The sequence below is a fragment of the Fictibacillus phosphorivorans genome (assembly GCF_001629705.1).
GTDB classification, from domain to species: domain Bacteria; phylum Bacillota; class Bacilli; order Bacillales; family Fictibacillaceae; genus Fictibacillus; species Fictibacillus phosphorivorans_A.
In genome coordinates, this window is the sequence record NZ_CP015378.1 from 62,920 (window position 1) to 85,677 (window position 22,758).

Annotated in this window: 18 protein-coding genes and 2 rRNA genes; all 20 read left to right on the top strand. The window is 44.4% G+C overall.

Annotated elements, in window-relative coordinates; translation table 11 throughout:
- The first annotated feature begins 44 nt into the window (after positions 1-44).
- The 20 genes from ABE65_RS00340 to ABE65_RS00435 all read left to right on the top strand — a co-directional run bounded on the left by ABE65_RS00340 (position 45) and on the right by ABE65_RS00435 (position 22,744).
- Positions 45-797 carry a vWA domain-containing protein gene (locus ABE65_RS00340; protein WP_066390542.1) on the top strand — a complete coding sequence of 251 codons (753 nt, stop codon included), beginning with the start codon at positions 45-47 and terminating at the stop codon, positions 795-797.
- Positions 760-1,731: a serine/threonine protein kinase gene (locus tag ABE65_RS00345; protein ID WP_066390545.1), complete on the top strand. Its 972-nt coding sequence runs from the start codon at positions 760-762 to the stop codon at positions 1,729-1,731. The genes ABE65_RS00340 and ABE65_RS00345 overlap by 38 nt, the downstream gene beginning before the upstream one ends.
- Positions 1,732-2,030: 299 nt before the next feature.
- The gene (gene tilS / locus ABE65_RS00350; protein WP_231887884.1) at positions 2,031-3,413 is read left to right on the top strand and encodes a tRNA lysidine(34) synthetase TilS; all 1,383 of its coding nucleotides are present in this window, start codon (positions 2,031-2,033) and stop codon (positions 3,411-3,413) included.
- Positions 3,414-3,434: 21 nt separating this feature from the next.
- Positions 3,435-3,980: a hypoxanthine phosphoribosyltransferase gene (gene hpt / locus ABE65_RS00355; RefSeq protein ID WP_066390553.1), complete on the top strand. Its 546-nt coding sequence runs from the start codon at positions 3,435-3,437 to the stop codon at positions 3,978-3,980.
- A gap of 42 nt (positions 3,981-4,022) precedes the next feature.
- Positions 4,023-5,927 carry an ATP-dependent zinc metalloprotease FtsH gene (ftsH, locus tag ABE65_RS00360; RefSeq protein ID WP_066390555.1) on the top strand — a complete coding sequence of 635 codons (1,905 nt, stop codon included), beginning with the start codon at positions 4,023-4,025 and terminating at the stop codon, positions 5,925-5,927.
- Between the two features lie 637 nt (positions 5,928-6,564).
- On the top strand, positions 6,565-7,335 hold the full coding sequence (locus ABE65_RS00365; protein ID WP_066390557.1) for a type III pantothenate kinase: 771 nt from the start codon (positions 6,565-6,567) through the stop codon (positions 7,333-7,335).
- 13 nt (positions 7,336-7,348) lie between these two features.
- Positions 7,349-8,233 carry an Hsp33 family molecular chaperone HslO gene (gene hslO / locus ABE65_RS00370; RefSeq protein WP_066390564.1) on the top strand — a complete coding sequence of 295 codons (885 nt, stop codon included), beginning with the start codon at positions 7,349-7,351 and terminating at the stop codon, positions 8,231-8,233.
- A gap of 157 nt (positions 8,234-8,390) precedes the next feature.
- Positions 8,391-9,317, top strand: coding sequence for a cysteine synthase A (gene cysK, locus ABE65_RS00375; RefSeq protein ID WP_066390567.1), 927 nt, complete (start codon positions 8,391-8,393; stop codon positions 9,315-9,317).
- Between the two features lie 410 nt (positions 9,318-9,727).
- Positions 9,728-11,149 carry an anthranilate synthase component I family protein gene (locus tag ABE65_RS00380; protein WP_156499227.1) on the top strand — a complete coding sequence of 474 codons (1,422 nt, stop codon included), beginning with the start codon at positions 9,728-9,730 and terminating at the stop codon, positions 11,147-11,149.
- 28 nt (positions 11,150-11,177) lie between these two features.
- Positions 11,178-11,774 (top strand): aminodeoxychorismate/anthranilate synthase component II, encoded by a 597-nt coding sequence (gene pabA, locus ABE65_RS00385; RefSeq protein WP_066390572.1) that lies wholly within the window; start codon positions 11,178-11,180, stop codon positions 11,772-11,774.
- Positions 11,759-12,607, top strand: a complete 849-nt coding sequence (pabC, locus tag ABE65_RS00390) for an aminodeoxychorismate lyase (protein WP_066390575.1) — start codon at positions 11,759-11,761, stop codon at positions 12,605-12,607. The genes pabA and pabC overlap by 16 nt, the downstream gene beginning before the upstream one ends.
- A 25-nt stretch (positions 12,608-12,632) precedes the next feature.
- Entirely contained in the window at positions 12,633-13,487 is an 855-nt protein-coding gene (gene folP / locus ABE65_RS00395) for a dihydropteroate synthase (RefSeq protein ID WP_153236669.1), read from the top strand.
- Complete coding sequence (gene folB, locus ABE65_RS00400) at positions 13,480-13,842, top strand: dihydroneopterin aldolase (RefSeq protein WP_066390577.1); 363 nt, start codon at positions 13,480-13,482, stop codon at positions 13,840-13,842. Before folP ends, folB begins: the two co-directional genes overlap by 8 nt.
- Positions 13,843-14,376, top strand: a complete 534-nt coding sequence (gene folK, locus ABE65_RS00405; protein WP_066390579.1) for a 2-amino-4-hydroxy-6-hydroxymethyldihydropteridine diphosphokinase — start codon at positions 13,843-13,845, stop codon at positions 14,374-14,376.
- Positions 14,328-14,525, top strand: a complete 198-nt coding sequence (locus ABE65_RS00410) for a helix-turn-helix domain-containing protein (RefSeq protein ID WP_066390581.1) — start codon at positions 14,328-14,330, stop codon at positions 14,523-14,525. Before folK ends, ABE65_RS00410 begins: the two co-directional genes overlap by 49 nt.
- Before the next feature lie 47 nt (positions 14,526-14,572).
- Positions 14,573-15,559, top strand: a complete 987-nt coding sequence (gene dusB, locus ABE65_RS00415; protein WP_269148772.1) for a tRNA dihydrouridine synthase DusB — start codon at positions 14,573-14,575, stop codon at positions 15,557-15,559.
- A gap of 108 nt (positions 15,560-15,667) precedes the next feature.
- The gene (locus ABE65_RS00420; RefSeq protein WP_066390584.1) at positions 15,668-16,081 is read left to right on the top strand and encodes a GreA/GreB family elongation factor; all 414 of its coding nucleotides are present in this window, start codon (positions 15,668-15,670) and stop codon (positions 16,079-16,081) included.
- A gap of 17 nt (positions 16,082-16,098) precedes the next feature.
- The gene (gene lysS / locus ABE65_RS00425) at positions 16,099-17,592 is read left to right on the top strand and encodes a lysine--tRNA ligase (RefSeq protein ID WP_066390587.1); all 1,494 of its coding nucleotides are present in this window, start codon (positions 16,099-16,101) and stop codon (positions 17,590-17,592) included.
- Between the two features lie 473 nt (positions 17,593-18,065).
- Positions 18,066-19,615, top strand: a 16S ribosomal RNA gene (locus tag ABE65_RS00430).
- Between the two features lie 193 nt (positions 19,616-19,808).
- A 23S ribosomal RNA gene (locus tag ABE65_RS00435) occupies positions 19,809-22,744 on the top strand.
- Together the 16S and 23S rRNA genes form the textbook arrangement of a ribosomal RNA operon.
- Positions 22,745-22,758 lie beyond the last annotated feature (14 nt).

Genomic DNA, 22,758 nt, shown 5'->3' on the forward strand with positions numbered 1-22,758 from the left:
AAGATGGTAATAGTTAAAATTCGTACTTGAGAGGGGTTAGCGTTATGCGAAACAAAGGAACGCTGCGTCAAATTTTGCTGATTACAGATGGGTGCTCGAACCAAGGTGAAGATCCGATCGCGATGGCGGCACTTGCTAACGAACAAGGAATAGCTGTAAACGTCATAGGCGTACTGAATGAGAATGCACCTGAGTATCATAGACAAGGTTTAAAAGAAGTGGAAGAGATCGCGATGGCCGGTGGTGGTATAAGTCAGGTTGTTTATACGAAACAACTCGCACAAACGGTGAAGATGGTCACTCAAAAAGCAATGGCCCAAACGATAAAAGGCGTGGTTAATGCTGAGCTGCAACAGATACTCGGCAGTCAGTCTTCTATGGAAGATCTTCCGCCCGACAAACGAGGAGAAGTGATTGAAGTTGTCGATGAGATGGGAGAGACCATGAATCTTGAGATCTTAGTGTTAATTGACGCTTCAGGATCCATGGAAGACAAAATGTTAACGGTTCAAGAGTCTCTGCTTGATCTATCCATCTCGTTGAACTCGAGAATTGGAGATAACGAGTTTGCACTCTATGTTTTTCCGGGCAAGAGAACAGAGGCAGAAGAACTTTTAAGCTGGTCTTCTAAACTCGAATCAATCGGCAAAACATTTTCAAAGATATCACTTGGCGGGATCACACCTACAGGTCCTGCAATAAAAGAGGCTATTGCGGCTTTTGGTCGTAAACGATCGTCAAAAAGGAGATTCTTGTCCGATGATGCCCCAGGATATTCGAACGAGTCCGGTATGTAACTTAGTCGTTGGCAATGAAATACGCGGTAAGTGGAATCATTCCAGATATCGGATTCGGCGCCGTTTAGGATATGGAGCAACAGGTGCTGTCTATCTGGCTGATTCGGATCGAGGAGTGGTCGCACTTAAGATCGGACATGATCAGATGTCGATCACATCTGAAGTCAATGTGCTGAAGCGTTTTTCTAAGGTCCAGGGGAAAGTCCTTGGACCTTCTTTAATCGATGTGGATGACTGGGTGACGCAAACTGCCACATATCCTTTTTATGCGATGGAATATTTAAAAGGAGAGACGCTCTTTGACTTTATGAAGACGAAATCTCCGGAATGGGCTGGAATCTTGCTTGTCCAGTTGCTTACCGACCTTCATACACTTCATCAGGCAGGGTGGGCGTTCGGTGATTTAAAGCCAGATAACCTTCTTGTAATGGGTCCTCCATATCGAATACGTTGGATCGATGTTGGAGGAACGACTGTGATGGACAGATCGATCAAGGAATATACCGAATTTTATGACCGAGGCTATTGGGGTAAAGGAACGAGAAAGGCCGAGCCATCGTATGATCTGTTTTCAGCAGGGATGGTGATGGTGAATCTTGCTTATCCATCTCGTTTCACGAAACAAGGAGATCCTGATAAACAGTTTCAATCTAAGATAATTGGTAGCCCGATGCTTAAGCCGTACGCTCCTATCTTACAAAAAGCATGGAACGGCAAATATCGAAATGCAGAAGAGATGAGAAACGAGCTCGTCCTTTTATTGAACGCTAACGATCGAGCAAGATCCCCTCAAACACAGAGGAATTCAACACAAAAACCAGCATCAAGACAAGCGCAAAAGAAAAAGAAAAGCAGCTTTATCGTAGAAACATTTTTAGTCTTCACTTTTGTTTTCGTTGTGTACTTTTTTTACATGCTCGGTCAAACGATGTAAATAGTGTTCGTTCCTGCAATTCTTTGTTATGATTTTAAAAGGCATTTTCGTAGAACTTCGTTGTTCTTGGAAGTGGTTGCTTTCCGTCACAGGTTGCTCGCTTTCCGGGGGGAGTGCGTCGAGCTTCTTAGCGCTATGCGCTGTTAAGAGTCTCACACCTTGCACTTCAATCAACTTGTCATTGAAGAAATCAAAAGACTAACTTATTTACATTCAGCCTATTCTTTTGGGTTAACAAGTCCAACGAAAACAAGCCTACTATTAAACGAAAAATGAAGGAGCGGTTCACGTTGCAGGAAGTGGAGAATTTTATTAAAAGACACCAGCTTCTTTCAGCCGCCCAAACTGTAGTGATCGGTGTTTCCGGAGGACCAGATTCTTTAGCGTTGCTGCATTTTTTGTGGAAAAGGTCTTCTTATTACAAAATTAAGATTGTTGCCGCCTCATTCGACCATCGTTTAAGGGGCGACGAGTCGGCATCAGAACTTGCATTTGTTAAGAACTTTTGTGACGATCGGGATATTGTTTTTGAAGGGGATCGTGCAGATGTTGCAAGTTATCAAGCAGAACATAACTTGTCTCTACAAACCGCTGCTAGAATCTGCCGGTATAATTTCTTTGAAAATGTAATGAAAAAACATCGTGCAGAGAGGCTCGCGTTGGCGCATCATGGGGATGATCAAGTGGAAACGATGCTCATGAGAATGACGAGGGGAAGTGAAGGGTTTAGTTCTGCCGGCATTCCGGTTAAACGACCTTTTGCTACCGGAAAAATAATTCGTCCTTTTTTAGGAATAACAAAAGACCAAATCGAGCATTATTGTAAAGTAGAAAACCTATTTCCCGTTTATGATTCAAGCAATGAAAGTGATAAATATGTTCGAAATCGCTTCAGAAAAAAAATTCTGCCTTTTTTAAAACAAGAAAACCCTAACGTACATGAAAGATTTCAGTATTTAAGTGAAACTATCTCCGAAGATGAAACGTATATATTGAAACTGGCTGAAATAGAGTTAGAAAAGGTTTTAATCAGGCGAACAGAGGGGAAAATAGAGTTATCTGTATCCGCTTTTAACAAGATGCCTATTCCTTTACAAAAAAGAGGGATTACACTAATATTGAACTATCTGTATAAAATTAATCCTTCATCTCTTTCCTCTGTACATAAGGAAAACTTTCTTAGTTTGCTCGGAAGTGAGCATCCATCCGGAATGTTGCATTTTCCGTCAGGTTTAGTAGTTAGCCGAACTTATGACAGATGTTTGTTAAGTTTTGAGCATATCGTCAAAAATGAGGAAAGGTCTTATGACTTTTCACTAGAGCTGCCTGGTTATGTAGAATTGCCGAATGGACGTATAACTGCTGAAATAACAGATTGTGAACCCGCTTTACAAAGAGGAAAAGATGTTTTTGTGTTTTCAATGAAAGAAGTTGATCTCCCGTTACGAGTTCGTACCCGAAAACCAGGTGACCGGATGGCGATAGCCGGCGTCGGTTCTCGGAAATTAAAAGATATATTTATTGATGCTAAAGTGCCGCAGGAAGAAAGAAACGTTTGGCCGGTTGTAGTTGATGCAAACGGTAAGATTATTTGGCTTCCAGGGCTAAAACACGTTAGACGTCATCAAATACATCCATCAGAACTTTGGGTTATCCTACGCTTTCATAAAAAATCGCCATGACGTCTAGGAGGCTTGTTGAACATGCATGATGAAATTTTAGAAACACTTATTTCCGAAGAAGCTATTCAAAACAAGATTAAAGAACTTGGAAAAGAGCTTTCTGTGGAATATAAGGAACGCTTTCCATTGGTGGTCGGGGTTTTAAAAGGTGCTCTACCTTTTATGGCAGACTTGATCAAACGTATGGATATCCATCTTGAGATCGATTTAATGGCAGTGTCCAGCTATGGTGCATCTACCGTTTCTTCTGGTCAAGTTAAAATTGTTAAAGATTTAGATACTTCCTTAGAAGGTCGAGACGTTATCATTGTAGAAGATATTATTGACAGTGGTTTAACGCTCAGCTATCTCGTTCAACTGTTTAAGGCACGTAAAGCAAAATCGGTTAAGATCGTCACTTTGCTGGATAAGCCTACAGGACGTAAGGTTGATATCGCTCCAGATCTTGCCGGCTTCATCGTTCCAGATGCTTTTGTTGTTGGTTATGGATTGGACTACATCGAGAGATACCGTAACTTGCCTTACATTGGCGTTTTAAAGCCAGAGATCTACGAAAAGAAAGAATAAAAAACCGCATAAGATTTGATTGTTCGCCTAAGGAGGTAAGGAATGAATCGCATCTTCCGTAATACTATATTTTATTTATTAATCTTTTTAGTTGTGGTTGGAGTTGTCAGCTTTTTTAACGGCAACAACAACGAAGTCAAAGAAATTCGTTATGACCAGCTTACTAAGTACATCGAATCAGGCAAAGTGGAAAGCATCGTTTACCAGCCTGAAGGTGGCGTTTACGTTGTCCGTGGACAGCTCGAAGGAGCTAAAGAAGGAGAAGTATTCCAAACGAATGCTCCCCTAACTGGCAACACATTGGCTGAGATTGAAAAACTTGCTAAATCTTCAAACGTTGAGTTTAAACAGCAAGAACAGACGAGTGGCTGGGTGACGTTCTTCACCTCAATAATTCCGTTTGTCATTATCTTTATCTTATTCTTCTTCTTGCTTAACCAAGCACAAGGCGGCGGAAGCCGAGTAATGAACTTTGGTAAGAGTAAAGCTAAACTTTACAACGAAGAAAAGAAAAAGGTTACGTTTAAAGACGTAGCTGGTGCAGATGAAGAGAAACAAGAGCTTGTTGAAGTAGTTGAATTCTTAAAAGATCCACGTAAGTTCTCTGCTCTAGGTGCACGTATTCCAAAAGGTGTTCTTTTAGTAGGACCTCCGGGTACTGGTAAAACACTTCTTGCGCGTGCGGTTGCAGGAGAAGCTGGCGTTCCGTTCTTCTCGATCTCAGGTTCTGATTTCGTTGAGATGTTCGTCGGTGTCGGTGCATCACGTGTTCGTGACTTGTTTGAAAATGCTAAGAAAAACGCACCATGTATCATTTTCATCGATGAGATTGATGCAGTAGGTCGTCAGCGTGGAGCTGGTCTTGGCGGAGGTCATGACGAGCGTGAGCAAACACTTAACCAATTGCTAGTTGAGATGGATGGTTTCGGTGCTAATGAAGGGATTATCATTATCGCTGCTACCAACCGTGCAGATATTCTAGATCCAGCCCTTCTTCGTCCGGGACGTTTTGACCGTCAAATTCCGGTTAACCGCCCAGATGTAAAAGGACGTGAAGAAGTACTTCAAGTGCATGCGCGCAACAAGCCGCTTGCAGAAGACGTTAACTTGAAAACGATCGCGATGCGTACTCCAGGTTTCTCTGGTGCGGATCTTGAGAACTTATTGAATGAAGCAGCGTTAGTAGCTGCCCGTTCAGATAAGAAAAAGATCGATATGGATGATGTTGATGAAGCGATCGACCGTGTTATTGCGGGACCTGCGAAAAAGAGCCGTGTCATTTCTGAAAAAGAAAAGAACATCGTTGCTTACCATGAAGCGGGTCATACTGTTATCGGTTTAGTTCTTGAAGGAGCTGACACTGTTCATAAAGTTACCGTTGTCCCTCGTGGTCAAGCAGGTGGTTACACAGTAATGCTTCCGAAAGAAGATCGTTATTTTATGACAAAACCTGAATTAGAAGATAAGATCGTTGGACTTCTTGGAGGCCGTGTAGCTGAAGAGATCACGTTCAAGGAAGTTAGTACGGGAGCTCATAATGACTTCCAGCGTGCGACTGGAATCGCTCGTCGCATGGTTACAGAGTTTGGTATGAGTGAACGTCTAGGACCGATGCAATTCGGTTCATCACAAGGCGGTCAAGTCTTCTTAGGAAGAGACTTCAATAACGAGCAAAACTATAGTGATGCAATCGCGCATGAGATCGATTTAGAAGTTCAACGCATCATTAAAGAATCTTACGAGCGTTGTCGCCAGATTCTTACGGAGCACAATTCTAAGTTAGAGATCATCGCACAAACGTTGTTATCTGTAGAAACGCTTGATGAAGAACAAATCAAAGAACTCGTTAAAACAGGTAAACTACCTGACAGAAAAACGATTTCTAATCCATCTGATGATGTTAAAGTAACACTTAACAAAAAAGATGAAGAGCCAAAACAAGATTAATTTCTAAAAAAGGATGCCTCAGCGATGAGGTGTCCTTTTTTGTTTTACTTAAAATTTTGAAATTGGTTGATTTCCGCTCCAGGTTGCACGCTTTCCATGGGGCGACCGGTGAGCCCCTTGCCGCTTTGCGCCCTTAAGGGTCTCACCTGACCGCTCGTCCCATAGGAGTCGGCAACCTTACGCTACAATCAACTTGTCAATGAAGATAATGACAAAACATCCTAAAGCAACAACCCTTTAGAAAACAGCTTTTTAAAGAAGGTTTAGCTCTTATGATTTTCGTTTTTTTGTTCTTCATCTTCAAGGATATGCTAATAGGAGTGAAAGATTTGATACTACTAGTGAGACAACGGATAATCTTGATTGTTCTTTTTCCTTCACCGACAAGTTGATTGGAGTGAAAGGTAGGAGACTCTCGGCTAGGACAGGCGGGCGGGTGAGACACTTATACGTGAAACGTACGAATGTGGCTCACCGCCTGCCCCGCGGAAAGCGAGTACCTGTAACGGAAATCAACCCTTTCAAATAACATCTTGAATCAGCGAAACTCTCCTCCAAAAGGCAGGTTGCTTTACTCCTATACGTTTTGTGTTATAACTATTATAGAAACTTAAGATAAGAAGCGGGGACAAATTCCATGATTTTTGTGTTTGATGTCGGAAATACGAATATTGTTTTAGGACTCTACGAGAATGATGAACTGAAACATCATTGGAGAATTCATACATCACGTGAAAAAACAGAAGATGAGTATGGCATGCTGATACTCGATCTGTTCCGCCACGTTAATATTCATAAAGAGCAGATTGAAGGTATCATTATATCTTCGGTTGTTCCACCAATCATGTTTGCTTTAGAGCGCATGTGTGTGAAATATTTTAACCAACGCCCGATAATAGTGGGGCCAGGGATCAAAACAGGTCTAAATATTAAATACGAAAACCCAAGAGAAGTTGGAGCAGACCGAATTGTAAATGCGGTTGCTGCAATTCATGAATATGATGCACCATTGATTATCGTTGATTTTGGTACAGCCACTACGTATTGTTACATCAATGAAAACAAACAGTATATGGGTGGGGCCATCGCGCCGGGTATCAATATCTCTACAGAGGCTCTTTATACGAAAGCGGCTAAATTACCGCGTATTGAGATCGCTAAGCCTGAGGGTGTGATCGGGAAGAATACGGTTAATGCCATGCAAGCGGGTATTCTTTATGGATATGTAGGACAAGTAGAGGGTATTGTAAAAAGGATGAAAGAACAGTCTGAGGTTGAACCGAAAGTGATTGCGACCGGCGGACTTGCGAATTTAATTGCTGCGGAAAGCAACGTGATCGATCATGTTGATCCGTTTTTAACATTAAAAGGTCTATTGTTGATATACGATAAAAATAAGAATGATTAAAGGATGAGTTTTAATGAATGATTATTTAATAAAGGCCCTTGCTTGTGATGGGCAGATTCGCGCTTATGCGATCTCTTCTACTGAGATGGTAAGTGAAGGACAGAGAAGACATGACACATGGCCAACTGCTTCAGCTGCATTAGGAAGAGCGATGACTGCATCAACCATGATGGGTATGATGCTAAAAGGTGAAAACAACAGTATAACGGTGAAGATTGAAGGCGGCGGTCCAATCGGAGTGATCATCGTAGATAGCAACACAAAAGGTGAGACACGTGGTTATGTAACGAACCCACATACTCATTTTGAGCTGAACAGCAAAGGAAAACTGGATGTAGCAAGAGCGGTAGGTAAAGATGGATACTTATCCGTTTTAAAAGATATCGGAATGCGTGAAAAGTTCACAGGACAAGTACCGATGGTTTCAGGGGAATTAGGAGAGGACTTCACGTATTACTTTGCTTCTTCTGAACAGGTGCCTTCTGCAGTAGGTGTTGGCGTTCTAGTGAATCCGGATAATTCGATCAAAGCGTCAGGCGGTTTTATCGTACAAGTGATGCCGAATGCTTCGGATGCAATCGTTGATTTACTTGAAGAAAGAATAAACGCGATTCCTCCGATTTCTCGATTGATCGAAAAAGGAATGACACCAGAAGAAATCTTATTTGAGCTTTTAGGAGAAGACCAAGTCCAAATCCTTGAGAAATCTCCTGTACGTTTTCAGTGCACGTGCTCACATGAGCGTTTTGGACAGGCGATCGTAAGTCTAGGAGAACAAGAAATCTCAGATATTATAGAAGAAGATGGCCAAGCTGAAACGAACTGTCAATTCTGCAACGCCACTTATATCTTTACAAAAGAAGAACTTCAAACCTTGCTTGATCAAGCAAAAGCGTAAACCCGGACTTTTCTCCGGGTTTTGTTTTATACATGAAATAAAAATATCTGCGTACCATGGTAATAGACGATCTACGTATGCAATAAAATTGACAGAGTATTTCCAGGGTTGCTACAATTAATCCAATAAAAATACTCGGTTTTAGGAGTGATGGCAAATGGCAAGAGTGGCACAATCGATCACAGACCTGATCGGTCAAACACCTGTAGTGAAATTGAATCGCATCACATCAGAGGATATGGCAGATGTTTACCTAAAGTTAGAATTTATGAATCCGGGAAGCAGCGTGAAAGATCGAATCGCATTAGCGATGATAGAAGATGCTGAGAAGAGCGGAAAATTAAAAGCAGAAGATACAATTGTTGAACCAACTAGTGGTAACACAGGAATTGGTTTAGCGATGGTTGCTGCAGCAAAAGGATACAAAACGGTCCTTGTCATGCCTGAAACGATGAGTTTAGAAAGAAGAAACCTTTTGAGAGCTTATGGAGCGGATCTTGTACTCACTCCTGGACCAGAGGGAATGGGCGGAGCGATTAGAAAGGCGGAAGAACTAGCAAAAGAAAAAGGCTACTTCATGCCACAGCAGTTTAAGAATGAAGCGAACCCTGCCATCCACCGAAACACGACTGGCCAAGAAATCGTTTCGCAATTTCCTGATGGTCTGGACGCATTCGTTTCTGGAATCGGCACAGGTGGAACCATTACGGGTGCAGGTCAGGTCTTAAAAGAGAAATATCCAGAGATTAAGATCTATGCGGTGGAACCGACGGACTCCCCGGTATTGTCTGGTGGTAAACCAGGACCGCACAAGATACAAGGAATTGGTGCAGGTTTTGTGCCTGATATTTTAAAAACAGATATTTACGATGAAGTGTTAACCATCTCAAACGATGAGGCCTTCGAATGGGCGAGAAAGGCAGCGCGTGAAGAAGGGCTTTTAGGCGGAATCTCATCAGGTGCAGCGATCTCGGCAGCATTAAAAGTTGCTAAAAAGCTTGGTAAAGGCAAAAAGGTATTAGCGATCATTCCAAGTAATGGAGAACGTTACTTAAGTACGCCGCTGTACCAATTTGAAGATTGATCATTCAAAAGAGTTCCCTTTCTGGGGGCTTTTTTTCATGAATTTTTTTCTTCATTGACACGTTGATTGTAGTGTAAGATGCGTGCCTACCACCTGAGAAGCTTCTCGCAAGGCATGCGACGAGGAAGCTCGCTGCGGTAGCATTTACTGTAGACGCAGGAGCAAGAATACTTCCTTGATGTGGACAGGTGAGACACCTAAGGGCGCAAAGCGCTGAGGTGGCTCACCGCACGCCCCCGGAAAGGGAGCACCTGAAACGGAAATCAACCTCTTACAAGGCAACAGAGACTAAACTTAAAAGTGGAGACAATACCCATGTAAATGTAGGAAATTGGGAGAAAGATGTGCCAAAGTGAAACACCTCATGTACAATGTAAGCAGAAGATTTTTGGGAGAGTGACCGTATGGGGATGAACAAAAAATGGCATGTCATGCATTCATGTATACCTCTATCTAAAGAAGAGTGGTTCTACAAATATAAATTCTTAGCGGCGACTGAGCCTCGCCATGTTTTACTAGAGAGCGGAAGAACTGGAAAGTACAGCATTATCGGTCTTTCACCGTTTGCGGAAGTCACTGGTAAACAAGACGTCCTAACTATAAGAACAGATGAAGGTTCTACTACACGTAAAGGTCCTATTTATGAACAGTTTCAAAATTGGTTCAAAGATTTTGATGTAGAGCGAGTAGAAGGACTTCCTGACTTTACGGGTGGAGCTATCGGATACTTGAGCTATGATCTAACGCGCGAGTTTGAAAAACTGCCAGCAACTTCAGAAGATGATCTAGGTCTTCCTGATTTGTACTTCTTGCTGTTTAGAGATGTTTTTGTTTATGAACATGAAACGAGTATGTTGTGGATCGTAACTCTGACAGAAAATAAGGATGACTCGTATAACATAGACAAGTTGCGAGCTTATAAAGAAATGTGGGAAGCGCCGCTTTCTGCCGTAGAGGTTGACCAAGAGAATCAGAACTATCCCATTGAAGATTTTAAACACGTTTCCATGACAGAGGATGTTTTTGTAGAGGCTGTTAAAAAGATTCAAAGTTATATTTCTGATGGTGATGTGTTTCAAGTGAATCTTTCTGTGCGCCAGTCAAAGGCACTACGAACTACTCCATTAAACGTTTATGAAGAATTAAGAAGAATCAACCCATCTCCATATATGAGTTACTTAGAAACACCAGACTTTCAGCTTGTTAGTGCTTCACCAGAACTTTTAGTAAAGAAAAAAGGTGAACTGATTAGCACGCGTCCGATCGCGGGAACACGACCACGAGGCAGAACAGAGGAAGAAGATATCGAGCTTGCAAACACGCTGATTCAAAATGAGAAAGAACGAGCGGAACATGTGATGCTCGTCGATCTTGAACGAAACGATCTTGGTAAAGTTTCGGTTTACGGCAGTGTGAATGTGGACGAGTTCATGGTGATCGAAAGGTATTCCCACGTGATGCATATTGTCTCGAATGTAGTGGGCACATTACGGCCAGAATTTGATGCGTTCGATTGCATCAAAGCGACATTCCCAGGTGGTACGATCACGGGTGCTCCTAAAGTAAGAACGATGGAGATCATCGAAGAGCTAGAACCTGTTCGTAGAGGTGTGTACACAGGAAGTATCGGCTGGATCGGTTTTAACGGTGATACGGAAATGAATATCGCAATTCGGACGATGGTATGTCAAAATGAAACTGCACACGTTCAAGCGGGTGCGGGTATCGTTATTGACTCCATACCTGAAAGTGAGTACAGAGAAAGTCTAAAAAAAGCAGAGGCGCTGTGGCGTGCCAAAGAGCAGAGTGAGCTCGGGTCAATTTTGGTATAAGGCAGCACATGAGAGGAGATGAGACGAGATGATTTTAATGATTGATAACTACGATTCTTTTACGTACAACCTCGTTCAGTATTTAGGTGAGATGGGTGAGGAGCTAGTCGTAAAACGAAACGATGAGATAACGATTCAAGAGATTGAACAGTTGAATCCAGATTTCTTAATGATTTCACCAGGACCATGTTCTCCGAATGAAGCAGGTATCTCGCTAGAAGCGATCTCGCATTTTGCAGGAAAGACACCGATCTTCGGGGTCTGTTTAGGTCATCAGTCGATCGCGCAAGTGTTTGGTGGAGACGTGGTGCGTGCAGAGCGATTGATGCATGGCAAAGTGTCTCCTGTTCTTCATGACGGGAAGACCGTGTATAACGGACTTGCGCAAGAGTTTCCTGCAACACGTTACCATTCACTGATCGTAAAAAGAGAAACATTGCCTGATTGCTTTGAGATATCTTCTTGGACAAGTGAAGGAGAGATCATGGGGATTCGACATAAAGAACTGCCGATCGAAGGCGTTCAATATCATCCGGAGTCCATACTAACGGAAGACGGAAAGAAATTGCTAAGAAACTTTATTGATTTTTATAAAGGCAAGGAAGTTACATGTACATCTATTTAAACGGAAAAGTAGTCTCCAAAGATGATGCTATGATTTCACCCTATGATCATGGCTTCATGTATGGTTTAGGAGCGTTTGAAACCTTTAGAACCTATGACGGTTTTCCTTTTTTAATTCATGAACACTTGAACAGGCTGCATGAAGCGTTAAACGAGTTGAATATCGATCTTGTGCTAGATGAAGACACGGTTATTGAGATGGTGAGGATACTCCTCGCTAAAAATAAGATGAATGACGCATATTTTAGACTTAATGTATCAGCTGGCGTGGGTGATATCGGATTACAGAAAGAGCCCTATGTGGAACCTGTCGTTGTTTTGTATACGAAGCCTCTCTTGGACACAAGTTCTGTTTCAGAAAAAGAGCTGGTTCTTCTTAAAACGAGACGCAATACGCCAGAAGGTGAGAAGCGGCTGAAATCTCATCACTATTTAAATAGCATCTTAGGCAAGAGAGAACTTGCTTCTATAAATCAAGAAGGCGTTTTCCTGACCCAAGAAGGTAATATCAGTGAAGGAACCGTATCCAACCTCTTTTGGTACAGAGATAACAAGCTATATACTCCTCACACGTCCACTGGGATTTTAGAGGGGATCACCCGAAAATGGGTTATGCATGTTTCAGAACGTGTGAACATTCCTCTAAAAACGGGGAACTATACTATTGAGGCTTTAACGGAAGCGGATGAAGTTTTCCTGACGAACTCGATACAAGAGCTCGTTCCAGTCAGTCATTTTCAAGATACAACGTTTCTTGGGGCTGAAGGTGAAGTGTATCAGAAGTTTAGAGAGCTCTACATGAACCATACGAAGAAACAATATCGAAGTATCTGATGTTTTTTGAAAGGATAGATTCTCCATGCACGAAATGATGCTAAAGCTGCAAAAAGTGAACTGCGGTGAGTACGTACTTGATTTTTCTAAAAAAACATATGTGATGGGTATTCTTAATGTGACGCCAGATTCATTTTCGGATGGCGGACATCATAACAGAATCGAACAGGCGATCTCTCATGCGAAACAGATGGTGGAAGACGGCGCTGATATCATTGACATAGGCGGAGAATCCACGAGACCTGGTGCTGAGAAAGTGTCGCTCGAACAAGAGCTGGAGCGTGTCATTCCTGTAATAGAGGCATTAAGAAAAGAAGTAAACGTTCCTTTATCGATTGATACCTATAAAGCAGAGACTGCCTACCAAGCGATACAAGCAGGTGCTCATATCATCAACGATGTTTGGGGAGCTAAATTTGATCCAGACATGCCAAGGGTGATGGCCGAGACAAATGTGCCGGTCATTCTCATGCATAACCGGTTTGATACGAACTACCAAGAATTCATGCCAGATCTGATTGCTGATCTTGAGCATAGTATCGCGATTGCCGTTAAGGCGGGAGTTAACCCTGACAACATCATTTTAGATCCAGGTGTTGGTTTTGTAAAAACGTTCGAACAAAACCTTGAAACGATCAGAAGATTGAATGAGATTGTTCAGATGGGCTATCCTGTCTTATTAGGAACATCGCGTAAATCGATGATCGGTAAAGCACTCGATCTGCCAGTCGAAGAGCGGGTAGAGGGAACAGGTGCGACCGTTTGTCTCGGAATTGAACGCGGCTGTTCGATCGTTCGCGTTCATGATGTAAAAGAAATGAGCCGAATGACGAAGATGATGGACATCATGCTCAAAAAAGGAACGGTGTCTCATGGATAAAATGTATGTGAACGGTATGAGGTTCTATGGCTATCATGGTGTGTTTAATGAAGAGCAAAAGCTTGGACAGCGTTTCAATGTAGACGTAGTATTATCCATGGACCTTTACCAAGCAGGGCTTACTGATGAATTAGATCATACGGTCAATTACGGAGAAGTTTACGCAGTGGTTAAAGAAATTGTTGAAGGTGAACCTGTTAAGCTTTTAGAAACCTTGGCCGAAGCAATTTCCGCCTCTATCCTTAGCAAGTTTATGCTGGTGGATGAAGTGATGGTCAAAGTCATCAAACCAGATCCTCCGATTCCTGGACATTACGAATCGGTTGCGGTCGAAATCACAAGAGGTCGCGTATAGATGAACGACAATAATATTGCTTACCTATCTGTCGGTTCGAACATAGGTGATCGAGAAGGATTGCTTGAACGAGCGATTTCTCTAGTAGAAGAGTTTGATGACATCAGCATTGAATCCGTTTCGTCAATCTATGAGACGGATCCCGTAGGTGTGACAGATCAGCCATTATTCTTAAATTTAGCATTAAAACTCAAAACCTCTCTTTCTCCACAAGCTCTTTTGAGTAAACTGCAAGACGTAGAGATGAAACTAGACCGAAAGAGGCTTCAAAAATGGGGACCGCGAACAATAGACCTTGACATTTTATTGTATAATAGTGTAAGTATACAGACGGAAGAGTTAACGATTCCGCACCCACGTATGCTTGAAAGGGCGTTTGTTCTCATACCTCTATGTGAAATTGCTCCAGATGATATCTACCCGGATGAAGCAATTTCGTTACATCAAGTCCTTTGCGAACAAAGAGATAAAGAAGGTGTACGCATATGGAAGAAGACCGAATGGGAAGACGCATCCGTGCGTTCAGAAAGTTAAAAGGTTATACCCAAGAACAACTTGCTAAAGACATCGGAATATCAGTTTCGGTTCTCGGTGAGGTGGAAAGGGGCAGCCGAAAGCCTAAAGGAGATCTGCTTCACAAGATTGCAGATCAATTCAGCATTAACGTAGAAGAATTACAATAAGAGAATCGATATATAAGGCCAGTAAGAGGAACGAGGTGATTGTTAACTTGAAGATCGGTGATATTACATTAAAGAATCCGGTAGTTCTAGCACCGATGGCTGGTGTATGTAATCCTGCTTTCCGATTGATCGCAAAAGAGTTCGGAGCAGGGCTCGTCTGTGCAGAGATGGTAAGTGACAAAGGGATTCTGCATGAGAACGAAAGATCTTTAAAGATGCTTTATGTAGATGAACGCGAAAAACCACTCAGTCTTCAAATTTTTGGGGGCGAGCGTGAATCATTAGTGGCTGCTGCTAAATACGTTGATAAGAATACGAACGCAGACATTATTGATATCAATATGGGTTGCCCGGTTCCTAAGATCACAAAATGTGATGCAGGAGCAAAGTGGCTGCTCGATCCAGACAAGATCTACGAGATGGTAGCAGCTACGGTTGATGCGGTCCAAAAACCGGTAACTGTTAAAATGCGTATCGGCTGGGATGAAGATCATATCTATGCTGTGAAGAACGCGCAAGCTGTTGAACGTGCAGGCGGAGCCGCTGTTGCTGTTCACGGCCGCACGCGTGTTCAGATGTATGAAGGAGTAGCTGATTGGGACATCATCGGTGAAGTGAAGAAGAACGTATCGATTCCGGTTATCGGTAATGGTGATGTCTCTTCTCCTCAAGAAGCGAAAGACCGCATGGACCAATACGGAGTAGACGGGGTTATGATCGGAAGAGCAGCACTCGGCAACCCTTGGATGCTTTATCGCACTGTTCAATATCTAGAGAGCGGGATCATCGCGCCAGAACCTACTGCACGAGAAAAGATGAACATCTGCATGCTGCATATGGATCGTTTGATCGACCTAAAAGGTGAAGATGTTGCAGCAAGAGAGATGAGGAAGCATGCTGCTTGGTATCTTAAAGGCTTGCCTCAAACCGGTTCTGTTCGAAACGCGATCAACCAGATGACTACTCGGGAAGGTATGAATAAACTATTGTTTGATTATGTGGATCAATTAGAAGAAGTACAAAAAATCAGCTGACACTAGCAACATACAGCCAGATCATCAGATGACTGGCTGTTGTTTGCTTAAAGACAACAGATTCAGCATCCGGTGTTTTTCTTTATTATAATGGAGGAGGAATAGCTTATGGCTATGCTCAAACTCACCCAAGAAGGCACCAGGAACTTAGAAAAAGAACTACAATACCTATTAAAACGTAAAAAGCAATGCCGAAACACATCAGAAAAGGAATTCATTCATAAGCGGGTATCTGAGATAAAAGATATTTTAGCTCAATCCATCACATGGCCGATGGTCAGAGAAGCGGGTTACCATGTAGAACCCGGCTCTACCGTTACGATTGAAGATACCGTCCATAGAGAGCGGTATACGTATACGATCGTCCATCCATTTGAAGCTGATCCTCGCGAAAACATGATCTCGGTGCAATCTCCCATCGCAAAAGCTGCGATCGGAAAAACGGTTCACTCGACTTTTACTGTACGTGTTCCTTTCGGCGAAGATTTAACTTATACCATACTTGATATTCAAAACTGCTAAAAGCTAGGAGTGTTCCCATGAGCCAAGAAGTAGAATTAAATGACTTGCTTCGTGTTAGAAGAGAAAAGTTAACTGCATTAACGGAAAAAGGAGTAGATCCTTTCGGTACCAAGTTTGACCGTACGCATACAGCAGCGGATCTTGTTTCTGAATACGGAGAAAAAGAAAAAGAAGAACTTGATAATGAAGAGATCTCAGTAACTCTTGCGGGTCGTATCATGACAAAACGCGGAAAAGGGAAAGCTGGATTTGCTCATATTCAAGACTTATCTGGAAAGATCCAGATCTATGTAAGATTAGATGCTGTTGGTGATGAGCAATACGAACTATTCAATACGATCGATATTGGAGACTGGGTAGGGGTAACAGGACTTGTCTTTAAAACGAAAGTAGGAGAACTTTCTATTAAAGCGAAAGATTTTCAACTGTTAACAAAATCACTGCGTCCATTACCTGATAAGTTTCATGGACTAAAAGACGTTGAACAACGATACCGTCAACGTTATGTGGATCTGATCATGAACCCTGAGGTTAAAGATACGTTTATTTCTCGTTCTAAGATTATCCGTTCTATGCGCCGTTATTTAGATGACAATGGATATTTAGAAGTAGAAACGCCTACTATGCACTCCATTCCTGGTGGAGCATCTGCTCGTCCGTTCATCACGCATCATAATGCACTAGATATGGAGCTTTACATGCGAATCGCAATCGAGCTTCACCTTAAGCGCCTTATCGTAGGTGGACTTGAGAAGGTATACGAGATCGGCCGCGTATTCCGTAATGAAGGAGTATCAACTCGTCATAACCCGGAATTCACGATGATCGAGCTGTATGAAGCATATGCAGATTACCTTGATATCATGGAATTGACGGAGAATCTGGTCGCTCACATCGCAGAGGATGTATTAGGAACAACAACGGTTACGTACGGAGACTATGAAGTGGATCTTAAGCCTCGTTGGAAGAGAGTACACATGGTCGACGCGATTAAAGAGGCAGCTGGCGTTGATTTCTGGCCTGAAATGACAGACGAAGAAGCTCGTGCTCTAGCTAAAGAACATAATGTACCTGTAAAAGACAACATGTCATATGGTCATGTTGTAAATGAATTCTTTGAACACTTTGTAGAAGAAAAACTGATCCAACCTACATTCGTGTACGGTCACCCAGTTGCAATCTCACCTTTAGCGAAGAAGAATCCTGAGGACCCTCGCTTTACTGATCGTTTTGAGCTGTTTATTGTAGGTCGTGAGCATGCCAATGCTTTCTCTGAGCTAAATGACCCAATCGATCAGCGCGAACGTTTTGAAGAGCAACTGAAAGAACGTGCTGAAGGTAATGATGAAGCACATATGATGGATGAAGACTTTGTAGAGGCACTTGAATATGGTATGCCTCCTACAGGTGGACTAGGAATCGGAATCGATCGTCTAGTGATGCTGTTAACAAACTCACCATCTATCCGTGACGTTCTGTTATTCCCGCAAATGCGTCATTCTGAAAAATAATGTAGACTAAAAAGCCAGCTTCGTGCTGGCTTTTTGATTTTTTAACGGAGTAAGTATAGGAATGAATAAAACGAGTATCATAATGAAGGTGTTATCTTCGAATTACCATTTCACTATATCTTGTATAAAACTGGCATAGGATCGCTGTATCTTGTATAAGCTTTAAACCCTCAACAAAAGCGATTATAAAAGTTATCTTTTTTTCGTAAAAACTATTGTACAAGAGCGAAAATGATGGTATATTATTCTTCGTCGCAAGGAATACTGACATGTTGATGAGCCTTACATAAACGATTAAAAGTTTTTGAAAAAAGCTGTTGACAACGAGGGTTGCGACATGGTAATCTAATAAAGTCGCCAAAACGAGCGGCTAAGAAAACGAAACAAAAAGTTCTTTGAAAACTGAACAAAAGAAATAGGTAAGGAATTAAGAATTAATTCCGTCAGTTTTAAAATCGAGCAAGACAAACACTTTTATGGAGAGTTTGATCCTGGCTCAGGATGAACGCTGGCGGCGTGCCTAATACATGCAAGTCGAGCGAATGATGAGGAGCTTGCTCCTCTGATTTAGCGGCGGACGGGGGAGTAACACGTGGGTAATCTGCCTGTAAGACGGGGATAACTCCGGGAAACCGGGGCTAATACCGGATAATAAGAGAAGAAGCATTTCTTCTTTTTGAAAGTCGGTTTCGGCTGACACTTACAGATGAGCCCGCGGCGCATTAGCTAGTTGGTGAGGTAACGGCTCACCAAGGCGACGATGCGTAGCCGACCTGAGAGGGTGATCGGCCACACTGGGACTGAGACACGGCCCAGACTCCTACGGGAGGCAGCAGTAGGGAATCTTCGGCAATGGGCGAAAGCCTGACCGAGCAACGCCGCGTGAGCGATGAAGGCCTTCGGGTCGTAAAGCTCTGTTGTTAGAGAAGAACAAGTACGAGAGTAACTGCTCGTACCTTGACGGTACCTAACCAGAAAGCCACGGCTAACTACGTGCCAGCAGCCGCGGTAATACGTAGGTGGCAAGCGTTATCCGGAATTATTGGGCGTAAAGCGCGCGCAGGCGGTCTCTTAAGTCTGATGTGAAAGCCCACGGCTCAACCGTGGAGGGTCATTGGAAACTGGGAGACTTGAGTGCAGGAGAGAAAAGTGGAATTCCACGTGTAGCGGTGAAATGCGTAGAGATGTGGAGGAACACCAGTGGCGAAGGCGGCTTTTTGGCCTGTAACTGACGCTGAGGCGCGAAAGCGTGGGGAGCAAACAGGATTAGATACCCTGGTAGTCCACGCCGTAAACGATGAGTGCTAGGTGTTGGGGGGTTCCACCCTCAGTGCTGAAGTTAACACATTAAGCACTCCGCCTGGGGAGTACGACCGCAAGGTTGAAACTCAAAGGAATTGACGGGGGCCCGCACAAGCAGTGGAGCATGTGGTTTAATTCGAAGCAACGCGAAGAACCTTACCAGGTCTTGACATCCTTTGACCACTCTAGAGATAGAGCTTTCCCCTTCGGGGGACAAAGTGACAGGTGGTGCATGGTTGTCGTCAGCTCGTGTCGTGAGATGTTGGGTTAAGTCCCGCAACGAGCGCAACCCTTGACCTTAGTTGCCAGCATTCAGTTGGGCACTCTAAGGTGACTGCCGGTGACAAACCGGAGGAAGGAGGGGATGACGTCAAATCATCATGCCCCTTATGACCTGGGCTACACACGTGCTACAATGGATGATACAAAGGGTTGCGAAGCCGCGAGGCCAAGCCAATCCCAAAAAGTCATTCTCAGTTCGGATTGTAGGCTGCAACTCGCCTACATGAAGCCGGAATTGCTAGTAATCGCGGATCAGCATGCCGCGGTGAATACGTTCCCGGGCCTTGTACACACCGCCCGTCACACCACGAGAGTTTGTAACACCCGAAGTCGGTGGGGTAACCCTTTTGGGAGCCAGCCGCCGAAGGTGGGACAGATGATTGGGGTGAAGTCGTAACAAGGTAGCCGTATCGGAAGGTGCGGCTGGATCACCTCCTTTCTATGGAGATTATGAAACACCTTCGTGTGTTTCGTAAGTACGCCTATTCTTCTTTTGTTCAGTTTTGAAGGAACTTATGTTCTTTCAAGATGTTCTTTGAAAACTAGATATCGACATCCAAACAATATGCAAGGCAGATAGATTTATCTAATCTGCGCCAAGCAAGAATCTTTGATGTGCAAACATCATATAAGGTTAAGCTAGAAAGGGCGCACGGTGGATGCCTTGGCACTAGGAGCCGAAGAAGGACGGGACGAACACCGATATGCCTCGGGGAGCTGTAAGTAAGCATTGATCCGGGGATTTCCGAATGGGGGAACCCACCATCCGTAATGGGATGGTATCCATATCTGAATACATAGGGTATGAGAAGGCAGACCCGGGGAACTGAAACATCTAAGTACCCGGAGGAAGAGAAAGCAAATGCGATTTCCTGAGTAGCGGCGAGCGAAACGGAATCAGCCCAAACCAGAGAGCTTGCTCTCTGGGGTTGTAGGACACTCTATACGGAGTTACAAAGGAACGAAGTAGGTGAAGTGGTCTGGAAAGGCCAGCCGAAGAAGGTAACAGCCCTGTAGCTGAAACTTCGTTCCCTCCTGAGTGGATCCTGAGTACGGCGGGACACGTGAAACCCCGTCGGAATCCGGGAGGACCATCTCCCAAGGCTAAATACTCCCTAGTGACCGATAGTGAACCAGTACCGTGAGGGAAAGGTGAAAAGCACCCCGGAAGGGGAGTGAAACAGATCCTGAAACCGTGTGCCTACAAGTAGTCGGAGCCCATTAACGGGTGACGGCGTGCCTTTTGTAGAATGAACCGGCGAGTTACGATCCCGTGCAAGGTTAAGTTGATAAGACGGAGCCGCAGCGAAAGCGAGTCTGAATAGGGCGACATAGTACGTGGTCGTAGACCCGAAACCGTGTGATCTACCCATGTCCAGGGTGAAGTTCAGGTAACACTGAATGGAGGCCCGAACCCACGCACGTTGAAAAGTGCGGGGATGAGGTGTGGGTAGGGGTGAAATGCCAATCGAACACGGAGATAGCTGGTTCTCCCCGAAATAGCTTTAGGGCTAGCCTCGCGGCAAGATTCCTGGAGGTAGAGCACTGATTGGACTAGGGGCCCCCACAGGGTTACCGAATTCAGTCAAACTCCGAATGCCAGAGAATTATCCGCGGGAGTCAGACTGCGAGTGATAAGATCCGTAGTCAAAAGGGAAACAGCCCAGACCATCAGCTAAGGTCCCAAAGTATACGTTAAGTGGCAAAGGATGTGGAGTTGCCCAGACAACCAGGATGTTGGCTTAGAAGCAGCCACCATTTAAAGAGTGCGTAATAGCTCACTGGTCGAGTGACTCTGCGCCGAAAATGTAACGGGGCTAAACGTATCACCGAAGCTATGGCTTGTACCGTATGGTACAGGGGTAGGGGAGCGTTCGAAGTGCAGCGAAGTCAGACCGGAAGGACTGGTGGAGCGCTTTGAAGTGAGAATGCCGGTATGAGTAGCGAAAGACAAGTGAGAATCTTGTCCATCGAAAGCCTAAGGTTTCCTGAGGAAGGCTCGTCCGCTCAGGGTTAGTCGGGGCCTAAGCCGAGGCTGAAAAGCGTAGGCGATGGATAACAGGTTGATATTCCTGTACCACCTCCTTTCCGTTTGAACAATGGGGGGACGCAGTAAGGTAGGGTGAGCGCACTGATGGAATAGTGCGTCTAAGCAGTTAGGCTGTTGGGTAGGCAAATCCGCCCAACATGAAGGCTGAGCTGTGATGGCGAGGGAAATTTTAGTACCGAAGTCCCTGATCCTACACTGCCAAGAAAAGCCTCTAGTGAGGAAAGAGGTGCCCGTACCGCAAACCGACACAGGTAGGCGAGGAGAGAATCCTAAGATGATCGGGAGAACTCTCGTTAAGGAACTCGGCAAAATGACCCCGTAACTTCGGGAGAAGGGGTGCTCTGATAGGGTTTATCGCCCGAGAGAGCCGCAGTGAATAGATCCAAGCGACTGTTTAGCAAAAACACAGGTCTCTGCGAAACCGCAAGGTGAAGTATAGGGGCTGACACCTGCCCGGTGCTGGAAGGTTAAGAGGAGGGGTTATCCTTTGGGAGAAGCTCTGAATTGAAGCCCCAGTAAACGGCGGCCGTAACTATAACGGTCCTAAGGTAGCGAAATTCCTTGTCGGGTAAGTTCCGACCCGCACGAAAGGTGTAACGACTTGGATACTGTCTCAACGAGAGACCCGGTGAAATTATAGTACCTGTGAAGATGCAGGTTACCCGCGACAGGACGGAAAGACCCCATGGAGCTTTACTGCAACTTGATATTGGATTTTGGTACAGCTTGTACAGGATAGGTAGGAGCCTGAGAAGCCGGAGCGCCAGCTTCGGTGGAGGCGTCGGTGGGATACTACCCTGGCTGTATTGAAATTCTAACCTTGGACCGTAATCCGGTTCGGAGACAGTGTCAGGTGGGCAGTTTGACTGGGGCGGTCGCCTCCTAAACAGTAACGGAGGCGCCCAAAGGTTCCCTCAGAATGGTTGGAAATCATTCGCAGAGTGTAAAGGCACAAGGGAGCTTGACTGCGAGACCTACAAGTCGAGCAGGGACGAAAGTCGGGCTTAGTGATCCGGTGGTTCCGCATGGAAGGGCCATCGCTCAACGGATAAAAGCTACCCTGGGGATAACAGGCTTATCTCCCCCAAGAGTCCACATCGACGGGGAGGTTTGGCACCTCGATGTCGGCTCATCGCATCCTGGGGCTGAAGTAGGTCCCAAGGGTTGGGCTGTTCGCCCATTAAAGCGGTACGCGAGCTGGGTTCAGAACGTCGTGAGACAGTTCGGTCCCTATCCGTCGCGGGCGCAGGAAATTTGAGAGGAGCTGTCCTTAGTACGAGAGGACCGGGATGGACACACCGCTGGTGTACCAGTTGTTCCGCCAGGGGCATAGCTGGGTAGCTACGTGTGGACGGGATAAGTGCTGAAAGCATCTAAGCATGAAGCCCCCCTCAAGATGAGATTTCCCATCACGCAAGTGAGTAAGACCCCTTAGAGATGATGAGGTTGATAGGTCTGGTGTGGAAGCGTGGTGACACGTGGAGCTGACAGATACTAATCGGTCGAGGGCTTATCCTTAAAAAAGCATAACG